16 protein-coding genes are annotated in these 16,882 nt (G+C 70.1%); 6 read left to right on the forward strand and 10 right to left on the reverse strand.

Annotated features, from left to right (window positions below; genetic code table 11):
- The first annotated feature begins 1 nt into the window (after position 1).
- Positions 2-1,207 carry a winged helix-turn-helix domain-containing protein gene (locus N1032_RS10970; RefSeq protein WP_259539096.1) on the forward strand — a complete coding sequence of 402 codons (1,206 nt, stop codon included), beginning with the start codon at positions 2-4 and terminating at the stop codon, positions 1,205-1,207.
- A 163-nt stretch (positions 1,208-1,370) separates the two neighbouring features.
- Here N1032_RS10970 and N1032_RS10975 read toward each other — a convergent pair whose 3' ends face one another.
- From N1032_RS10975 to N1032_RS11005, 7 genes are read right to left on the reverse strand one after another with little or no spacing between them, the layout of a single operon-like run.
- Positions 1,371-2,243, reverse strand: a complete 873-nt coding sequence (locus tag N1032_RS10975; protein ID WP_259539097.1) for a M48 family metalloprotease — start codon at positions 2,241-2,243, stop codon at positions 1,371-1,373.
- Between the two features lie 12 nt (positions 2,244-2,255).
- Positions 2,256-2,822, reverse strand: a complete 567-nt coding sequence (locus tag N1032_RS10980; protein ID WP_259539098.1) for a LemA family protein — start codon at positions 2,820-2,822, stop codon at positions 2,256-2,258.
- Between the two features lie 60 nt (positions 2,823-2,882).
- Complete coding sequence (locus N1032_RS10985) at positions 2,883-4,316, reverse strand: GH1 family beta-glucosidase (protein ID WP_259539099.1); 1,434 nt, start codon at positions 4,314-4,316, stop codon at positions 2,883-2,885.
- Positions 4,317-4,327: 11 nt separating this feature from the next.
- Positions 4,328-5,641 carry a D-arabinono-1,4-lactone oxidase gene (locus tag N1032_RS10990; RefSeq protein WP_259539100.1) on the reverse strand — a complete coding sequence of 438 codons (1,314 nt, stop codon included), beginning with the start codon at positions 5,639-5,641 and terminating at the stop codon, positions 4,328-4,330.
- A complete protein-coding gene (locus tag N1032_RS10995; protein WP_259539101.1) occupies positions 5,638-6,882 on the reverse strand; it encodes an alanine racemase in 1,245 nt (414 codons plus the stop codon). Before N1032_RS10995 ends, N1032_RS10990 begins: the two co-directional genes overlap by 4 nt.
- Positions 6,879-8,156, reverse strand: coding sequence for an MFS transporter (locus N1032_RS11000; RefSeq protein ID WP_259539102.1), 1,278 nt, complete (start codon positions 8,154-8,156; stop codon positions 6,879-6,881). The genes N1032_RS10995 and N1032_RS11000 overlap by 4 nt, the downstream gene beginning before the upstream one ends.
- Entirely contained in the window at positions 8,153-8,848 is a 696-nt protein-coding gene (locus N1032_RS11005; RefSeq protein ID WP_259539103.1) for a TetR/AcrR family transcriptional regulator, read from the reverse strand. The genes N1032_RS11000 and N1032_RS11005 overlap by 4 nt, the downstream gene beginning before the upstream one ends.
- A gap of 174 nt (positions 8,849-9,022) precedes the next feature.
- Between N1032_RS11005 and N1032_RS11010 the strand changes: the two genes are divergently transcribed.
- The 3 genes from N1032_RS11010 (at position 9,023) to N1032_RS11020 (ending at position 12,501) form a co-directional block, all read left to right on the forward strand.
- Positions 9,023-11,446: a hypothetical protein gene (locus N1032_RS11010; RefSeq protein ID WP_259539104.1), complete on the forward strand. Its 2,424-nt coding sequence runs from the start codon at positions 9,023-9,025 to the stop codon at positions 11,444-11,446.
- Positions 11,447-11,634: 188 nt separating this feature from the next.
- The gene (locus N1032_RS11015; RefSeq protein WP_407933033.1) at positions 11,635-12,177 is read left to right on the forward strand and encodes a flavin reductase family protein; all 543 of its coding nucleotides are present in this window, start codon (positions 11,635-11,637) and stop codon (positions 12,175-12,177) included.
- 111 nt (positions 12,178-12,288) lie between these two features.
- Positions 12,289-12,501: a hypothetical protein gene (locus N1032_RS11020; RefSeq protein WP_259539105.1), complete on the forward strand. Its 213-nt coding sequence runs from the start codon at positions 12,289-12,291 to the stop codon at positions 12,499-12,501.
- Positions 12,502-12,510: 9 nt separating this feature from the next.
- On the opposite strand, the gene fgd is transcribed toward N1032_RS11020, so the two are convergent.
- Both fgd and N1032_RS11030 read right to left on the reverse strand, forming a co-directional pair.
- Positions 12,511-13,521: a glucose-6-phosphate dehydrogenase (coenzyme-F420) gene (gene fgd, locus N1032_RS11025; protein WP_259539106.1), complete on the reverse strand. Its 1,011-nt coding sequence runs from the start codon at positions 13,519-13,521 to the stop codon at positions 12,511-12,513.
- Positions 13,522-13,583: 62 nt separating this feature from the next.
- Complete coding sequence (locus N1032_RS11030) at positions 13,584-13,955, reverse strand: hypothetical protein (RefSeq protein WP_259539107.1); 372 nt, start codon at positions 13,953-13,955, stop codon at positions 13,584-13,586.
- 135 nt (positions 13,956-14,090) lie between these two features.
- Between N1032_RS11030 and N1032_RS11035 the strand changes: the two genes are divergently transcribed.
- Both N1032_RS11035 and N1032_RS11040 read left to right on the forward strand, forming a co-directional pair.
- Positions 14,091-14,231, forward strand: a complete 141-nt coding sequence (locus N1032_RS11035; protein ID WP_259539109.1) for a hypothetical protein — start codon at positions 14,091-14,093, stop codon at positions 14,229-14,231.
- Between the two features lie 135 nt (positions 14,232-14,366).
- Entirely contained in the window at positions 14,367-15,257 is an 891-nt protein-coding gene (locus N1032_RS11040; RefSeq protein ID WP_259539110.1) for an Ig domain-containing protein, read from the forward strand.
- Between the two features lie 147 nt (positions 15,258-15,404).
- Here the strand turns inward: N1032_RS11040 and N1032_RS11045 are convergent, their stop codons facing one another.
- On the reverse strand, positions 15,405-16,316 hold the full coding sequence (locus tag N1032_RS11045; RefSeq protein ID WP_259539111.1) for a hypothetical protein: 912 nt from the start codon (positions 16,314-16,316) through the stop codon (positions 15,405-15,407).
- Positions 16,317-16,882 lie beyond the last annotated feature (566 nt).

Genomic DNA, 16,882 nt, shown 5'->3' on the forward strand with positions numbered 1-16,882 from the left:
GATGGTCGAGACGATTTCACCCGCGCTGGCGCGGCGCGTCGCCCTGGCGGCCCAGGGCTTCGGGCAGCGACCCTCCGCCCGCGCGGCCGCGGAGCCGGGAACCCGCCAGTTCACGCTGCTGCTGAAGCGACTGGGGCTGCTGCAGATCGATTCGGTGAACGTCTACGAGCGCAGCCACTACCAGCCGGTGTTCGCCCGGCTCGGCGGCTACGACAAGGCCCTGCTCGACCGGCTCACCTACGGCAAGAACGTCACCGAATACTGGGCGCACGAGGCATCCTTCATCCCGGTCGAGACACTGCCGCTGATGAACTGGCGCAAGGGCGACTATCGCGACTACTACGCGAGCCACCCCGATTCGTGGGGGGCGTCGAACCCCGAGACCCTGGCCTGGCTGCTCGCCGAGCTGGCCGAGAAGGGCCCGTTGCGGGCGAGCGACATCGAGCACGAGTCGAACCGGCGGCAGGGGCCGTGGTGGGGCTGGTCCGACGTGAAGCGCGGGCTCGAGACGCTGTTCCGGCAGGGAGACGTGGTGTCGGCGGGGCGCATGCGCTTCGAGCGCGCCTACGCACTGCCCGAGCAGGTGCTGCCGGCGTCGGTGCTCGACGCCGAGGTGGCGCGGGGCGACGCGATGATGCAGCTCATGTCGATCTCGGCCCGCGCGCTCGGCGTCGGCACGCTGAGCGACCTCGCCGACTACTTCCGCCTCAAGAACGTCGACGCCCTGCCCGCCATCGAGAACCTGGTCGACACCGGCGAGCTCGTGCCGGTGACCGTGCCGGGCTGGAAGAAGAACGCCTGGCTGCACCGCGACGCCCGGCTGCCGCGGCGGCTCGAGGCGGCGGCGCTCCTGTCGCCGTTCGACCCGGTGGTGTGGGAGCGGGCCCGGGCGCTGCGGCTGTTCGACTTTCACTACCGCATCGAGATCTACACGCCGCAGCCGAAGCGGGTCTACGGCTACTACGTGCTCCCCGTGCTCATCGACGACCGCATCCCGGCCCGGCTCGACCTCAAGAGCGACCGCCAGTCCGGGGTGCTGCGGGTGCAGGCCGCGTGGGCCGAACCGGGCCTCGTCGCCGACGACATCCCGCGCATCGCCCAGCTCGTGCGCGACGCCGCCGCCTGGCAGGGCCTGCCGGGCGACATCCTCGTCGCCGACCGCGGCACCCTCGCCACCCCGCTGCGCGCCGAGCTCGCCCGCGGCTAGCGCGCGCCAACCCACCTCCGCCGCGCCACCACACCACCGCCGAGAAGTCACTTTTCGGTGCCCGGCGGGGGCTTTTGCACCGAGAAGTGACTTCTCGGCGGAGATGGTGGGGCACGGCAGCGCGCGCAACGGGTCCACGGGATGGTGGGGCCGAGGCGGAGGGCTAGAAGGCGCCGCCCATGTCGTGCAGCCGGGCCACACGGTCGGGGATGGGCGGGTGGGTCGAGAACAGCTTGTCGATGATGCCGGGCTTGTTGGGGTCGGCGATCCACATGTGCGACATCGACGACGACTGGCGCTGGAGCGGCCGGCCGTAGGCGGCGAGCTTCTCGAGCGCCGAGGCCAGCGCATCGGGGTGCCTCGTGGTGAGCGCGCCGGTGGCGTCGGCGAGGTACTCGCGCTGGCGCGAGACCGCGAGCTGCACGACGGTCGCGACGAGCGGCGCGATGAGGATGGCGACCAGCCCGAACACCATCACGATCGGGTTGCCGTTGTTGTTGTTGCGGCCGAAGAACGCCATGCGCAAGAACATGTCGGCGATGAAACCCACCGCCACGACCAGGCCGAACACGATCATCGACACCCGGATGTCGTAGTTGCGCACGTGGCCGATCTCGTGCGCCATGACGCCCTCGAGCTCGGCGTCGTCCATGATGTCGAGCAGCCCCGTGGTGGCTGCCACGATGGCGTGCTGCGGGTCGCGGCCCGTGGCGAACGCGTTCGGCGCCGGGTCGTTGATGATGTAGACCTTCGGCATCGGCGTGCCCGTGGTGATCGAGAGGTTCTCGACCACGCGCCACAGCCGCGGGTTGTCGCGCTTCTGGATCTCGCGAGCGCCGCTCATCGCGAGCGCCTGCCCCGAGGCCGCGAAGTACTGGATGAGGGCGTAGCCGAGCGACACGACCACCGTGATGATGACGATCGAGAGGTTGCCGTAGATGTAGCTGGCCAGCCAGCCGAGCCCGCCGATGATCAGCAGGAACAGCACGATGATGACGACGGTGTTGCGCTTATTCTTCGCTATCGCGGAATACATGAACCCGCTGGGCTAGAACTGCACGCGCGGCGGCTCGGCGATCGCCGCGACATCCGACACCTCGAAGAACTCGCGCTCGGTGAAGCCGAGCCGGCGGGCGAAGAGGGTGTTCGGAAAGACCTTGATCTTGGTGTTCAGCTCGCGAACGCCGCCGTTGTAGAACCGCCGCGAGGCCTGCACCTTGTCTTCGGTGTCGACGATCTCGGCCTGCAGCTGCAGGAAGTTCTGGCTGGCCTGCAACTGCGGATAGGCCTCGGCCACCGCGAAGATGCTCTTCAGCGCCTGCTGCATGTGGTTCTCGGCCACGGATGCCTCGGCGGGGCCCTGCGCCGACAGCGTCTCTGCGCGAGCCTTCGTGACGTTCTCGAACACGGCCTTCTCATGCGCCGCGTAGCCCTTCACACTCTCGATGAGGTTGGGCAGCAGATCGGCTCGGCGCTTGAGCTGAACGGTGATGTCGCTCCAGGCCTCGTCGACACGCACGTTCAGCGTGACCAGCGAGTTGTAGGTCGCCCAGAGGTAGATGCCGATGATCGCAACGATCACGACGACGATGATTACCGGGATCAGCCATTCCATGGCACAACTATAACGATCGGGGAGCCCGTGCTCAGCGGGATTGAGGCGTCCTCACAGCATTCACCGCGACTCCGCGACACGTCGCAGCCAGTGGTACGAATCCTTGGGCGTGCGGGTGAAGTCGTCGAAGTCGACGTGCACGAGCCCGAACCGCTGCGTGTAGCCCGCGGCCCACTCGAAGTTGTCGAGCAGCGACCACACGTAGTAGCCGCGCAGGTCGATGACGGATGCCGCGCCCCCACCACTCACGGCCCGCACCGCCGCGTCGAGATGCGCCGCCAGGTAGTCGATGCGCGCGCCGTCGTGCACCCGGGGCGTGCCGTCGTCGGGATCGAGGGTGACGGCGTCGGCGAAGCTCGCGCCGTTCTCGGTGATGACGACGGGCGGCAGCACGTCGCCGTAGCGCGTCGCCAGGTCGTCGAGCGCGGTGCCGAGGAATTCGGGGGCGATCGGCCAGCCGAACCCGGTGACGGGGAACTCGGGCCATGCCTCGAGGTGGAAGGGCAGCGAGGCCATGGCGGCCGACGCGCCGTCGGGCGTCGCGGGCGCGCCCGACCCCGCGGCGATCTTCGATGGCGCGTAGTAGTTGAGACCGTAGAAGTCGAGCTTCTCGGAGATCACGAGCAGATCGGCCGGGTCGACGTCGGCGAGCGCCGAGAACAACGGCTCGAACCCCTCCGGCGCAACCGGATACCGCCCGAGCAGCACCGGGTCGGCGAAGATGCGGTTGTGCAGCACGTCGAACAGCGAAGCGAACGCCGCGTCGGCCTCCGACCCGGATGCCGGCACCACGGGCGAATGCACGTTCACGATGCCGATCGGCCCGGTCACGTCGGCGGCACGCAACGCCTGCACGGCGAGCCCGTGCCCGAGCAGCTGATGGTGCGCCGCGGGCAGCGCGTTGAACAGGCGGGAAGCGCCCGGAGCGTGCACCCCCAGCGCGTAGCCCTCGAGTGTGACGGTGGCCGGCTCGTTGACGGTCACCCACGAGCCCACCCGGTCGCCGAAGCGCTCCCCCATCTGCAGAGCGAAGTCACCGAAGCGCTGCGCTGTGTCGCGGTTGAACCAGCCGCCGCGCAGCTCGTTGGGTGTGTCCCAGTGGAAGAGCGTAGCCATCGACGCCACGCCCGCGGCATCCAGCCGGTCGAGCAGCCGCTCGTAGAAGTCGACCCCCGCTTGTTTGAGCGACCCCTTGCCCTCCGGCTGCAGCCGCGGCCAGGCGAACGAGAAGCGGTAGGAGTCGATGCCGAGGTCGTGCATCAGCTCGACGTCTTCGGGCACACGGTGGTAGTGGTCGGCCGCGCGATCGGCGGTCGAGCCGTCGACGACGCGGCCGGGCTGCGAGGTGAAGGCGTCCCAGACCGACTCGCCGCGGCCGCCCTCGTGGGTGGCGCCCTCGATCTGGAACGCGCTCGTGGCCACACCGAGGGTGAACCCGGCGGGTAGGCGCGAGCCGAGGTCGCGGGCGAACTCGCGGCGCTCGTCGGGAGACATCCCGGCCACGCTCAAGCCCCCAGCACGCGGTCGAGGTAGGCGTTCGAGAACATGCGGTCGGGATCGAGCCGGTCACGCAGGGCCACGAAGTCGCCGTGCCGCGGGTAGAGCGCCGCGAGCGAGGCGGCGTGCTGCGTGTGCAGCTTGCCCCAGTGCGGCCGGCCGTGATGGGCGTTCATGATCTCCTCGACTGCTTCGAAGTACTCCGAATGATTCTCGCGGAAGTAGCGGTGCACCGCGATGTAACCCGTCGGCCGCCCCGACGCCGTCGACAGCCACAGGTCGTCGGCCTGCGCGAACCGCACCTCGATCGGGAACGAGATGCGCCACCCCCGCGAGCGGATCAGCTCGTCGATCTCGCCGAGCACGAGGGGCACGGATGCCGCGGGCACCGCGTATTCCATCTCGCGGAACCGCACCGTGCGGCGCGTGGCGAACACCTTGTGCGAGGCATCCGAGAACTCACGATTCGACCACAGCCGCTCGGCGAGCGCGTTCACGCGCGGCACGATGGCGGGCACGACGGCACCCGCGGCGCAGGTGACCCGGTAGACCCCGTTCGCCATCAGGGTGTCGTCGATGAATGCGCGCCGGGCGCCGAGCGGGCGGGTGGCGACGGATGCCGCGGCACGCCGGTTGGTCTTGGTGGCGGCGGTTCTCGTGCCCGGGAACCAGTAGAACTCGAAGTGATCGGCGCCGGTGACGTGGGCGTCGAGTGCGGCCAGCACCTCGTCGAGCGGGAGCGGCCGCTCGACGGCCTGCAGCACGAACGCGGGAACGCACTGCAGGGTCACCTCGACGATGATGCCGAGGGCGCCGAGACCAAGGGCCGCGGCGGGCAGCAGCTCGCTGTTCTGCGTCTGGTCGATCGTGAGCAGCTCGCCGTCGGCGGTGACGAGCGTGAGCCCCACGACCTGGGTCGAGATGCCGCCGAACTGGGCTCCGGTGCCGTGGGTGCCGGTCGAGATGGCGCCGCTGATCGACTGGCGGTCGATGTCGCCCATGTTGGTGAGCGCGAGCTCGTAGGGCCTGAGCAGCCGGGGCAGGTCGAACAGCCGGGTGCCGCCGAGCAAGGTGACGCGGCCCCGGTCGCGGTCGACCGACACGATGCCACTGAGGTCGTCGAGGTCGAGCATCACGCCGGTGGCCACGGCGATGCCGGTGAAGCTGTGGCCGGCGCCGACCGCCTTCACGCGCAGCCGGGTGCGCGCCGCCCCGCGCACGGCACGCTGCACGGCCGCGATGCTCGCCGGCCGTTCGATGCGCACGGGCTTCACCGACTCGGTGCGGGCCCAGTTGCGCCACACCCCGTTCAATGCCGTCACAGGAACGCCTTTCCCTCGCCGCGGTAGGTCGGCACCACGTCGACGACCTGCTCGCCCGAGACCACGCAGAACTCGTTGACGTGCTCGGAGAGCTCGCCCGACTTCGTGTGCCGCAGCCATACCCGGTCGCCCACGGCGAGCGCCGCGGCGCCCCGGCCCGAGAGCGGCGTCTGCACCTCGCCCGCCATCTCGCGGGCCTGCATGCGGGTCGCTCGCGGCCACACCACCTCGGGCAGACGGTCGGCCGCCGGAGGGCCCGAGGCGATCCAACCGCCGCCGAGCAGCGTCGCCATGTCGGGCCGGGGTTTGCGCACCACGGGCAGCGCGAACGCGGCCGCGGGGGCGGGCGTGAAGCGCGAGTAGGTGTCGAACAGGTGCCCGCCGAACAGCCCGCTGCCGGCCGCCACCTCGGTCACCGAGGGGTCGGCGCTCGTCGACTCGAGCGATCCGGTGCCGCCGCCGTTCACGAACTCGAGCTCGGCGATGCCGCGCACGGCGGCCACCACCGCGCCGCGACGGTCGGCGAGCTCCGCGGCCGAGCGGGTCTGCATCCAGTCGATCACGCGGCCCATGACCGGGTTGCCCTTCGGCCGGTTGCCGACGCCCGCGATCTGCGACTCGTAGGCCATCATGCCCACGAGGGCGAAGCCCGGCCGGCTCACGATCTCGCGGGCGAGGGCGGTGGCGTCGTCGACCGTGACGATCGGAGACCGCCAGACGCCCAGCCGGCCGAGCCCCGGCGCCTGGAACGACGCGTCGAGTTCGATCGCGACCCGGAGCGGCAGACGGCCGCCCGGCGCCACGACCGAGTCGATCAGGTCGAGGTGCTCGATGGAGTCGACCATCAGCGTCACCCGCGCGGCGAGGTTCTCGTCGGCGGCGAGGCGGCGGATCGCGTCGCGATCGGCGGTCGGGTAGCCGACCACGACGTCGTCGACGGTCTCGGCGAGCCAGAGCGCCTCGGGCAGCGTGTAGGCGAGCACGCCGGCGTAGCCCGGGAGCGCCAGCACGGCATCCTGAACCGCACGCACCCGGATCGACTTGCTGGCCACCCGGATCGGCACGCCGTTCGCGCGCTCGAGCATCGACCGCGCGTTGTGGATCAGCGCTTCGAGCCCGATCACCGCGACCGGCGGTTCGCGATCGGCGGTGGCCGCGGTGAGCCCGCGCCAGTAGCGCTGCTCGTCGCGCCACACCCGCGGTGCGGCCGGCGTGACCGTGAGATCGAGGGCCGTGGTCATCGAACGCTCCTCACTCGCGAGACGGCGAACGCCCCCGCGAATCCGAACAGGGCCGAGAGCAGGAAGAGCCCCGGGAATCCGCCGAGCCACGCGACGATCGCCGCCCCGAGCAGCGGCGCCATGGCCTGCGGCACCGCGGTGGCGATGTTCATGATGCCGAGATCTTTGCCACGGGATGCCGGATCGGGCAGCACCTGGGTGGCGAGCGCCTGATCGACCGAGAGGAAGCATCCGTAGCCGAGGCCGAGCAGCGCCGCGGCCACCATGGTGACGGTGAGATCGGGCACGAAGGCGAGCAGCAGCGCGGCGAGCGCCTGCAGCACCGACGAGACGAGCACGAACACGCGGCGCCGGCCGAGGCGGTCGGAGAGGGCGCCCGCTACGATCGACGCGACCACCACGAAGACGGTGTAGATCACGATCAACACGAGCAGGTCGTCTTCGGCGTTGGCGTCGTCGAGCCCGAACATCAAGAAATAGAGCAGCAGGGTCGTGCCGAGGGCGTTGCCGATGTTGACGAGGATGCGGCTGAGCAGGGTCCAGCCGAAATCCGGATGCTGCGTGGGGCTCACCCACATGCCCTCGATGAGGGCGCGCATCGTGAACGGCGGCCGCTGCTCCCGGCGCAGGCGCGCATCCGGCATCCAGATGCAGAACGGTGCGACGAGCACGACGAGCAGCACGGCCATCGCGGTGTAGCCGAGCAGCTGACCGGTGAACAGGGTGGTGGCGAGCAGCACGCCGAGGATGAGCCCCATCGCCTGCGGCGCCGAGATGAAGCTCGAGACGAGACCGCGCTGGCCCACCGGAACCTGATCGGAGATGGCGGCGGTGAGCGCCGCCGAGAGCACGCAGAAGCCGATGATGGCGAGCGACCACCACACCCCGATGCCGACGAGCTGCGACTGGAAGCCGAGGGCGAACAGCGAGACGGCGAAGAGCAGCGCGCCGGCCGCGATCCAGGGGCGGCGGCGGCCGAATCGCGAGGTGGTGCGGTCGGAGAGCGCTCCGGTGACGGGAAAGGCGATCAGCGCGAACACGCCGGCGATGGCCGAGATGACGCCGAAGGCGACGACGTTGTCGGTCCAGCTCGCCGCGCCGAGCTGCTGCTCGACCTGCAGCGGCAGCAGCAGCTGCACGGGCGTGAGCTGGGCCATCCAGATGCCGAGCCACGCTGCGGCGAACAGCCCGATCCACACGCCGCCGACCCGGCGCACGGGCTCGGCCAGGGCGCCGGGGGCGCTCGGGGCGGTGTCTTCTCGTTCAGCGGTCATCGCGCAGCCTCTCTCGATGGTGCTCGGTGGTGCTCGGCGGGGGTGGGGTGGATGTCGGCGGAGGTGGAGGGCTGGACGGGCGAGACGGCGCCGCCCCGGTCGGCCTCTGCGGCGAGCGCGCGGGCGGCGAAGGCGATGGTGGCGAGCGCCCGCCGGTCGTCGCGGTCGGCCAGCCAGGCGAGCGTGATGCCGTCGGTGAGGGCCACCAGGTCGGCGGCGAGCTCGTCGACCGGATCGCGCCAGTCGCATCCGGTGCGCTCCGCGGCTTCGCGCAGCGACGCGGCAGCCAGTTCGCGGTAGCGGGCGTATTGCCGTTCGGCGAAGCCCGCCATGCCCGGGGTGCGCATCGCGTACTGGGTGAGTTCGAACATCGCCCGTTCGCGCAACGGGTCGGCGCGCACCTGGTCGAAGTAGCTGACGAGCCCGCGGGCGAGCAGGGTCTCGAGGTCGGCCGTGGGGTCGCTCGGCAGCTCGAGCACGACCTCCTGGCCGCCGACCACCACGTCGACGAGTTCGGCCAGCAGGTCTTCGCGCGACTCGAAGGCGTAGTGGAAGCTCGCGAGCTTCATGCCGGCCTCGTCGACGATGGCACGGGTGGTGGCGCCGCTGACGCCGGTGCGCGCGATCACGTCGAACGCGGCGGTGAGCAGCCTGCTGCGCCGCTCGGCGACGGGCATGTGGGGCACGGTCACCTCCCGCCTCGCGTCTGGACCGGGTCATCGACTGGGACAACTGACTGGGTCAATCGACCCAGTTGCGTCAGTATGCCGCACCGCCGGCGATCTGTACACGGTTGGCTCCGAATTTCATCCAAACCCGGCGATGGAACTCGAAGTTCACCGGGTCGTCCGTTCAAATGGAGGAAGGTGTCGGCTTCAAACAACGGGTGGGAACGAACGGCGTCGCGACCTCGCGACGGCGTCCACAGCCGATTCCGGCACCGTCCGCGGGGGCCCGTCGCCGGGCTGTTCGCGGTGCTCGCCGGCGGTCTGCTGGTGGCCGCGAGCCTGAGCCTCGGCGCCGGAGCGGCGGCGGCATCCGCATCGCCCGCCCCCGAACCCACCGGCGCGGCGCCGACCGGCACGGCATCGACCGACGCCGCAACCGCCGACCTCGCGCCCGCTCCCCCGGCACCTGCGCCCTCCGATCCTGCGCCGTCCGACCCGGCGCCCTCAGACCCAGCGCCCTCCGACCCGGCCCCCTCCGAGCCCGCCCCACCGCCGACCTCCCCTCCGGAGTCGACCACGCCGCCGCCCACGCCGAGCCGACCCGTCATCCAGAGCCCCGGCGACGGCGAGCTGGTGTCGTCGCCGCTCACCGTCACGGGAACCGGAACCCCGGGCTCGTCGCTGCAGATCCTCGCAGCGGGATCGAGCGAGCCGCTCTGCGTGGTGACCCCGGATGCCGGTGGCGCCTGGTCGTGCGAGGCGCCGAGCCTGCCGACCTCGGCGTCGACGTCGCTCCGCGCGGTCGAGATCGTGGCGGGCGGCACCCTCGAGACGTCGGTCACGGTGCGGGTGCTGAACGCTCCGACCGTGACCGGAGGGCCCCGGGGCACGCTGACCAACGCCGTCGTGCAGGGCAGGGCGTTCCCCGGCGGCAGCGTCACGGCCGCGACATCCGGTTTCGCCTGCTCGGCCACCGCCGACGCGTCGGGCGCGTGGTCGTGCGCGCTGGCCGGAGGCATCACCGACGGCGACTACGTGGTGACCGCGACGCAGACGACCTCGTGGTCGGGCGGCGGCTCGTCGCCCGCGAGCGCTCCGCTGGCCATTCAGGTCGACGTCACCGTTCCCTCGGCGCCCGTGCTGGTGTCGCCGCAATCGGGAGCGGCCGTGCCGGCGGGGGGCTCGGTGTTCCGCGGCACGGGCGAGAACGGCGCCACCGTGTCGGTGTTCGCCGGTGCTTACTCGCTCTGCCAGGTGCTCGTCAGCGGGTCGACCTGGTCGTGCACCGCCATCGCGGTGCCGGCGGGCAGCTACAACGTGGCGGTGCTGCAGCAAGACCCGGCCGGCAACGTCAGCGTGCAGACCGGGCCGCTGGTGCTGACGTTCCAGGATGCCGCCACCGCCACCCCCGGGTCGCCGACGGGCAGCGCGACCCCACCGTCGTCGCCCGGGTCGGCCACCGCCGCTCCCCCGGGGTCGCCGTCGTCGTCGGCCACTGAACCCGGGGGCGGAGCGGGCGGCTCGGCCCCCTCAGACTCCGCCCCGGGCGGCGGAGCGCCGGCCGACCCGACGGCACCCGGGCAGGACGGCGTCGTGCCACCCGGCGAGCCCGTCTCCCCGTCGGGCACCTGGGCCGACGCCACCCGGTTCACCTCGGCGCTGCAACCCGCCGTCGGCGCCGGCAGCGTCGCCGTCTGGTGGATCGCGCTCGCCCTCGGCGCACTGGCCCTCGCCCTCATCGCCCTGCCCGCCCGGCTGCTCGCCGGCACGATCGAGACCGTCGCCGCGCGCGACGGCGACACGTCGACCGCACCACGCCCGATGCTCGCCGGGCTGCTCGGCCGCAACCGCGGCCGGGTGGAGTTCGAGCGGGCGCCCGCCATCCGGTTCAGTCCGCTCGTCACCACGGCGGCCGCGCTGCTCGCCGCGGCGGCGATCGTGACGCTCTCCGCACCGGTCGAGAGCCAGCCCGCCTACCTGCGGCTCTTCGTGGCCGCGGCCGCGGGCCTCGCCGTGGTGAATGCCGTGGCCACCCTCGCCCCGCGAGCTCTGGGCCGAGCGGCGTTCGGCGTGGTCAGCAGCCCGCGGTTGCGGCCGGCGTTGCTGCTGGTGTCGGCCGCTCTCGCGCTCGTGTCGCGCCTGGCCGACCTCGAGCCCGCCCTGGTGTTCGGCCTCGTCACCGGGCTCGTCGCCGCCGAGGCCGCGTCGCGCATCGACCGCGGCCGACTCGCCACCGTGCAGGTGCTGTGCCTGCTGGTGCTGGGGGCGGTCGCGTGGCTCGTGTCGGGCGCCGTCGGCGCGCAGGCGGGCTCGCCGGATGCCTGGACCTCGGGCCTCGCCGAGTTCCTGCACGTGATCGTGCTCGCGTCGTTCGGGGCCTCGTCGTTGCTGCTGGTGCCGCTCGGTCGCACGAGCGGGCGGCGCATCCTCGACTGGTCACCCGCGACCTGGGCTCTGCTGACGGTGGCATCGTTCTCGGCACTGGCGATGCTGTTCGTGCCGGCGCTGGTGGCGGCATCCGGAAGCGGCGTGCCGATCGCGGTGCTCATCGCGGGGTTGGCGTTCGCCGCCGTCTGTGTGTCGGCGTGGGCGTGGACGCGGTTCGTCGCCGACGACTCGTAGCGATGCGGGGCGAGCGATGAGAGGCGAACGATGAGAACGCGAGCGATGAACGGCGCCGCCCTTTGCGCCGTGTTACGCGCCCCGCGCCGAGGCCCGGCGAGGCGACTTAGGATCGAAGAGTGACCAACGCGCAGACTTCGCCCCACGGCGACGACCTCAACCGGGAGCACGCGCACCACGAGAGCAACCTGGTGCCGCACCCGAGCTCTGAACAGGTGAGCCCCGACGAGTTCAAGGCCGCCTTCCGCAACCACCCCGCCGGTGTGGCCGTCATCACGGCCGACGCCGGCGACGGCCCGGTGGCCCTCACCGCGACCTCGGTGTTCTCGGTGAGCGTCGAGCCGCCGCTGCTCGTGTTCTCGATCAGCGAGCTCTCGTCGAGCACCCCCACCATTCGCAAGGCCGACACCGTCGTGGTGCACCTGCTCGGCGCGGGTCAGCTCGACATCGCCAAGCTCGGCGCGACGAGCGGCATCGACCGGTTCGCCGACACGTCGATCTGGGGGCGCCTGCCTACGGGCGAGCCCTACTTCCCCGCCGCGCACGCCTGGATCCGGGGGCGCGTGGTCAACAAGATGGAGGCCGGCGGCTCCACGGTGGTCGCCGTGCAGGCGCTCGAGACCAAGGCTCCCCCCGCGGGTGATCCGTCAGCGGATGCCGCCGAGGCCGAGCCGCTCGTCTACCACAACCGCACTTGGCACCGCCTCGGCGAGCACTCCAAGATCCAGTAGCCCCCCCCGGAATGGGGACATACGGCCAGGGCCCGAAGGCGCACACTGGAAGGTGACAGCACCCGTTCACCGAAGACCCGGTCAATGACCAGCCCGGGGGAAGCCACATTCATGATCGACACCACCGCCATCCGCTATGAACGCATCGAAGCCGACTACTGGCTCGTGATCGACGAGAACGACTCCCGCAACGAGCCCATCGGGTGGGTGCGCGAACGTCTGGTCTTCGAGGGGGGCCGCTACGGCAACGTGCGGGCCGACCGTCTCTGGACGTCGCTCGAGGCCAGCCGCCGCTGGTTCGCCGAACTGCGGTCGGCCGGCTGAGCCGTCGCGTCAGCCGTGCTGTTGCCGCAGGCGCGGCAGGATCTCGGCGCCGTAGAGCTCGATGAAGCGCCGCTGATCGGCGCCGGGACCGTGGAACACCAGGTGCCGGAAGCCGAGATCGATGTACTCGTTGATGCGCGCGACGTGCTCGTCGGGGTCGGTCGACACGATCCAGCGTGACGCGGCCCGCTCGATCGGCAGCTCGTCGGCGAGCCGCTGCATCTCGATCGGGTCTTCGACGCCCATCTTCTCTTCGGGCGTGAGCGCGAGGGGCGCCCAGTAGCGGGTGTCCTGCAGGGCGCGTTCGCGGTCGTGGTCGAACGACACCTTCATCTCCATCAGGGTGTCGACGTCGTCGGCGGTGCGCCCACCCCTCTCGATGCCTTCGGCGAGGGCCGGCAGCAGCACGTCTGTGTAGAGCTCGCGGGCCTTGCCCGACGTGGTGATGAACCCGGATGCGAGGCGTCCGGCCAGGCGGGTGGCCGCCGGCCCCGCGGCGCCGATGTAGATCGGCACGGGGGTCTCGGGTCGGTCGTAGATGGTGGCGTTCTCTGTGCGGAAGAACTGGCCGTCGTAGGTGACCCGGTCGTCGCTCCAGAGGGTCTCGATGATGGTGATGGCCTCTTTGAGCCGCGCGAAACGCTCTTTCATGTCGGGCCAGGGCAGCCCGAGGGCCACCTCGTTGAGCGCCTCCCCGCTGCCGACGCCGAGGATGACGCGGCCCGGGAACAGCGACCCGAGCGTGCCGAACGCCTGGGCGACCACGGCGGGGTGGTAGCGGAACGAGGGGGTGAGCACCGAGGTGCCCATGATGATGCGCTCGGTGCTCGCGCCCAGTGCGCCGAGCCACGGCATAGCGGCCGGGGCGTGGCCGCCCTCGTGGTTCCAGGGCTGGAAGTGGTCGGAGACGAAGACGGAGTCGAACCCCGCGCGCTCGGCGAGCACGCCGTACTCGAGCAGCTCCGAGGGGCCGAACTGCTCGGCGGAGGCCTTGTAGCCGAAGCGGATCGGAATGGTCATGCTGCCTCTTTCTCCGTTGCCGGCGACCGTCGTCGCCGCCCGTTCGAGTCTAGAGCCCCGGGTCAGCGGGGTGCGGCGAGCAGCCGGAGCGCCTTCTCGAAGGTTCTCACCGGAGTCATCAGCGACGCGACATCCGGAGCCAGCTCGCCACTGCGCTCGGCCGCCTTGTCGGCGACCACGATCACGCGGGCGTTGGCCAGGCGGCACACCCTGATCTTGTAGTTGATGGTGACGCGCTCGCCCTCGCGCTGCTCGATGATGGCCACGTCGGGCGGAAAGGCGGGGTCGGTCAGGAGTTCGCCCAGTGAGCCGGCGGCGATGCGCACCTCGACACCGTCGAGCGCGCGCAACGCCGCGACCTTCTCGGCCAGGGCCGCCCTGTCGGCGTCGACCACGGCCACGGTCGTCAGGTGGTGCTCGGGCTCAGACATCATCGTCCTTCGTGCGGGTCGTCGAGGGCTTCGTCGTCATCGGTGTCGCTCTCGTCACTGCTCCCATCATGACCCCGTCGCGCGCTTTTCGGGCAGGATGCCCTTGCGACGCCACAGAATGCGCCTAGGGTCGAGAGCATGAGCGACATCGACGACAAGTCCCGTAACGACGACGCACGCCCCGATGCAGAAGACCTGCCCGACGGCTCTTCCTCAGACGGCAGCGACGCGCAAGACGGCGAAGACACCGCGTCGGGCGGCGGCGCCGACGACGAGTAGCCGCTAGCGCCCAGCATGCGCTGACGCGCCCCCGTTGAGGGGCTATCGACGGGTGGGCGCCGCGATCTAACCTCAGCCATGGGTACAGAGCGGTACGTTCCAACGGATGGCCTGACGGACGCGAAGAAACAAGAGGTGGCAGCGGCCAGAGCCGACGCCATCATCGCGTTCAACAAGTCCGCGCTGAAGATCGTCGAGAACCTCGGCAAAGAAGACGGGCTCACCGGACGCAAAAGATTCTGGGTGACGGCAGGCTTCTCGTTGCTGGCCATCCTGCTGACCGGAGCCATCGCGCTGATCGTGGTGCTCCGCCAGCAGACCACGGTGCCGAACCTCATCGCGTGCGTCTTCGCGCTGGCTGTCCTGCTCTTGGCCGGATTCATCAATCCACTGCAGACCATCGAACGAGATGTCGTCTTCCGGCGATGGTCCGATCTGATCGTCGCCGGATTCTTCCTCCAGGCCGGCGACTGGGATGCGCACCTGAGCGACATGCGGCTCGCCACCCGCAATGCGACCGCCGGCTTCGCGATCCTCGCCACCGCACATGGGCGAGCGTCGCGTCGCGTCACCGATACCCTGGCGTCGATCGTCAAGTCCGCAGCCGAGCTGGGCGCTGACGACCCGAAAGACGGCGACGCCACCGAACTGGCCTTGACGAACCCAGGGAACCAGAAATCGACCGTGGGAACTAAGATCACTGAGCTGAAGCTCGACGCGTCGGGCCCCGGCACCCTGACCTATTCAGGATCGCTTCCCGACGGCCTGGCGGTGGACGTCGCGACCGGAACGATCTCCGGAACACCGGCGAAAGCCGAGAACAAGGCAGTCACGATCTCGGTGGCTTCCGACAAGTTGCCCGACCAGAGCCTCACGGTCGGATTCCCGTGGACGGTCGAAGCGGCCGTCACCCCACCGGCCGCGGACGGCGGTGGGCAGGCGCCGGGACCCAAGCCTGCAGACCCGGCCGACCCCGCAAACCCTGCAGACCCGGTCGATCCGGCGAAGCCGGCCGCGACCCCGTGACCACCAGCGCATAGAGGACCGACCAGCGCGGCGGCGTCTCGCGCAAGGGCGATGGACGAGGCGCCCCTAGAGGGACTCGAAAGATAAGCCCTTGGCTGCTCTGGCGCTGCGGCGTTCAACAGCCCCGGGAGTCCGGACCTTTTCGGATCACTCGGACACTCCCGGTTCACCACCGGCGGCTGTAATTGTGTCCGATTTGTGTCCACGAGCGCGCGCGAAGACGTCGGCCATGTCGATGTCATCGATCTCGACCTGGCCGCTGCCGTTTGCATCAAGCTCGATAATCTGAACGCTCGGGTCGACGTCAGGCGTGCGGATGTACCCGTGCTGCTCAATCTTGCCGGCAAGGCTTTCGTCGTGCGTGTCGAGCATCGCTTCGGCCCAGATTTCATGCAGCAGGCCATCGAGTCTGAGGCCGTATATGTACAGCCTCACGGCGGCCTCCTCGAGTTCCTCCATCCTCCACTGCATTGTCACGCCGTCAGCCTTGCGATCGAATCTCGAGATGAGTACCGCAGGCATGTCGTAATCCCAGATCGAGCCGTGCACAATGTGGTCACGAAGCACTTTCAGTCCGTGCTTTTGCGCCAAGTCGAGTTCAATCCGGAGCGGTTTCCTGAGCCAGGCATGGTCATCGTTAGGCAGGGCACGATCGGCCTCCTTCGACAAAGTGTCCTCCAACCATGTCCATGTCTTGTCGACCAACGCGAAGCTGTTCTTCATTCGGCGCAGCACGATGACGAGGCGCTTCATCGCTGCCTCAATGTGACCAGATGCGACGGTGGCCCGACCTACCGCAGCGTAGATCTGGGCTTGTCGGTCGCGATCCGCTTGAGACGGCCCGCCAAGCCTGACGACAATAGCGTTGGACGCGTTGATGCTCGGGTCCTCAGTGGCCGGCATCGACAGCATGTACTCGTATGAGGGGACACCTTCTCCACGCACGGTAACTCGATAGGGCATCTTGCCGCCGGGCGGCCAGGATCGTTTGTCGGAGTACGTGAGCGTCTCGTACTCCGAACCGAGGGGGTCGTGCATCTCTCTATGGGTAGCGCTCATGTGGTGATGCTACTGGCGGCCGCGTGCGGCGCGTTGGCGTGTCGTCGGCGGCCTTGTCTACGATCATCATGCTGCGCGGGCCGGCGCGCTCCCCAGTGAGAGGAGCACCCGTGATTAAGTGGCACCCCGAGCAGAACCTCAAGCCCGTCGTGTGGCGCTCCCGCGCCCGGGCACGGACGAGGACTTCGCCGAGGTCCGTTACCTGCAGGTCACCCTCGGCGGCTCGAACGTGTGGCGGTACCAGGTGGTGCGCATCGACGTCGAGACCCGGCGCCTTATCGGCGACGGCTACTTCCGGTCCCTCGAAGACGCAGCGTTCGCGTGCAACCGAAGCTACGTCGGCCAGGTCGGCGGCGCCGCACGGTCGCTCACCGACCGCCACGAGCTGCAGCGATTACGGCATCCTCGACGTCGCCGTGATGGATCGCCGCATTGCCCAGAATCCCGCCCGAGGCGTCACCCTCCCCCGCAAGACGAAACGACACCACTAGTACTTCACCCACGAGCAAGTCGAGCTGCTCGCAAGCTCCACAAAGACGCAAGGCACTCTCGTTCGGTTCCTGGCC

The sequence above is a fragment of the Herbiconiux daphne genome, from assembly GCF_024979295.1.
In the GTDB taxonomy this organism is placed as follows: domain Bacteria; phylum Actinomycetota; class Actinomycetes; order Actinomycetales; family Microbacteriaceae; genus Herbiconiux; species Herbiconiux daphnes.

What these genes read in the sequence shown, in the direction of transcription:
- N1032_RS10970 (WP_259539096.1), top strand. Translation starts at nt 2, where the DNA reads ATGGTCGAGACGATTTCACCCGCGCTGGCGCGGCGCGTCGCCCTGGCG.
- N1032_RS10975 (WP_259539097.1), bottom strand. Translation starts at nt 2,243, where the DNA reads ATGTATTCCGCGATAGCGAAGAATAAGCGCAACACCGTCGTCATCATC.
- N1032_RS10980 (WP_259539098.1), bottom strand. Translation starts at nt 2,822, where the DNA reads ATGGAATGGCTGATCCCGGTAATCATCGTCGTCGTGATCGTTGCGATC.
- N1032_RS10985 (WP_259539099.1), bottom strand. Translation starts at nt 4,316, where the DNA reads ATGTCTCCCGACGAGCGCCGCGAGTTCGCCCGCGACCTCGGCTCGCGC.
- N1032_RS10995 (WP_259539101.1), bottom strand. Translation starts at nt 6,882, where the DNA reads ATGACCACGGCCCTCGATCTCACGGTCACGCCGGCCGCACCGCGGGTG.
- N1032_RS11000 (WP_259539102.1), bottom strand. Translation starts at nt 8,156, where the DNA reads ATGACCGCTGAACGAGAAGACACCGCCCCGAGCGCCCCCGGCGCCCTG.
- N1032_RS11020 (WP_259539105.1), top strand. Translation starts at nt 12,289, where the DNA reads ATGATCGACACCACCGCCATCCGCTATGAACGCATCGAAGCCGACTAC.
- fgd (WP_259539106.1), bottom strand. Translation starts at nt 13,521, where the DNA reads ATGACCATTCCGATCCGCTTCGGCTACAAGGCCTCCGCCGAGCAGTTC.
- N1032_RS11030 (WP_259539107.1), bottom strand. Translation starts at nt 13,955, where the DNA reads ATGATGTCTGAGCCCGAGCACCACCTGACGACCGTGGCCGTGGTCGAC.
- N1032_RS11035 (WP_259539109.1), top strand. Translation starts at nt 14,091, where the DNA reads ATGAGCGACATCGACGACAAGTCCCGTAACGACGACGCACGCCCCGAT.
- N1032_RS11045 (WP_259539111.1), bottom strand. Translation starts at nt 16,316, where the DNA reads ATGAGCGCTACCCATAGAGAGATGCACGACCCCCTCGGTTCGGAGTAC.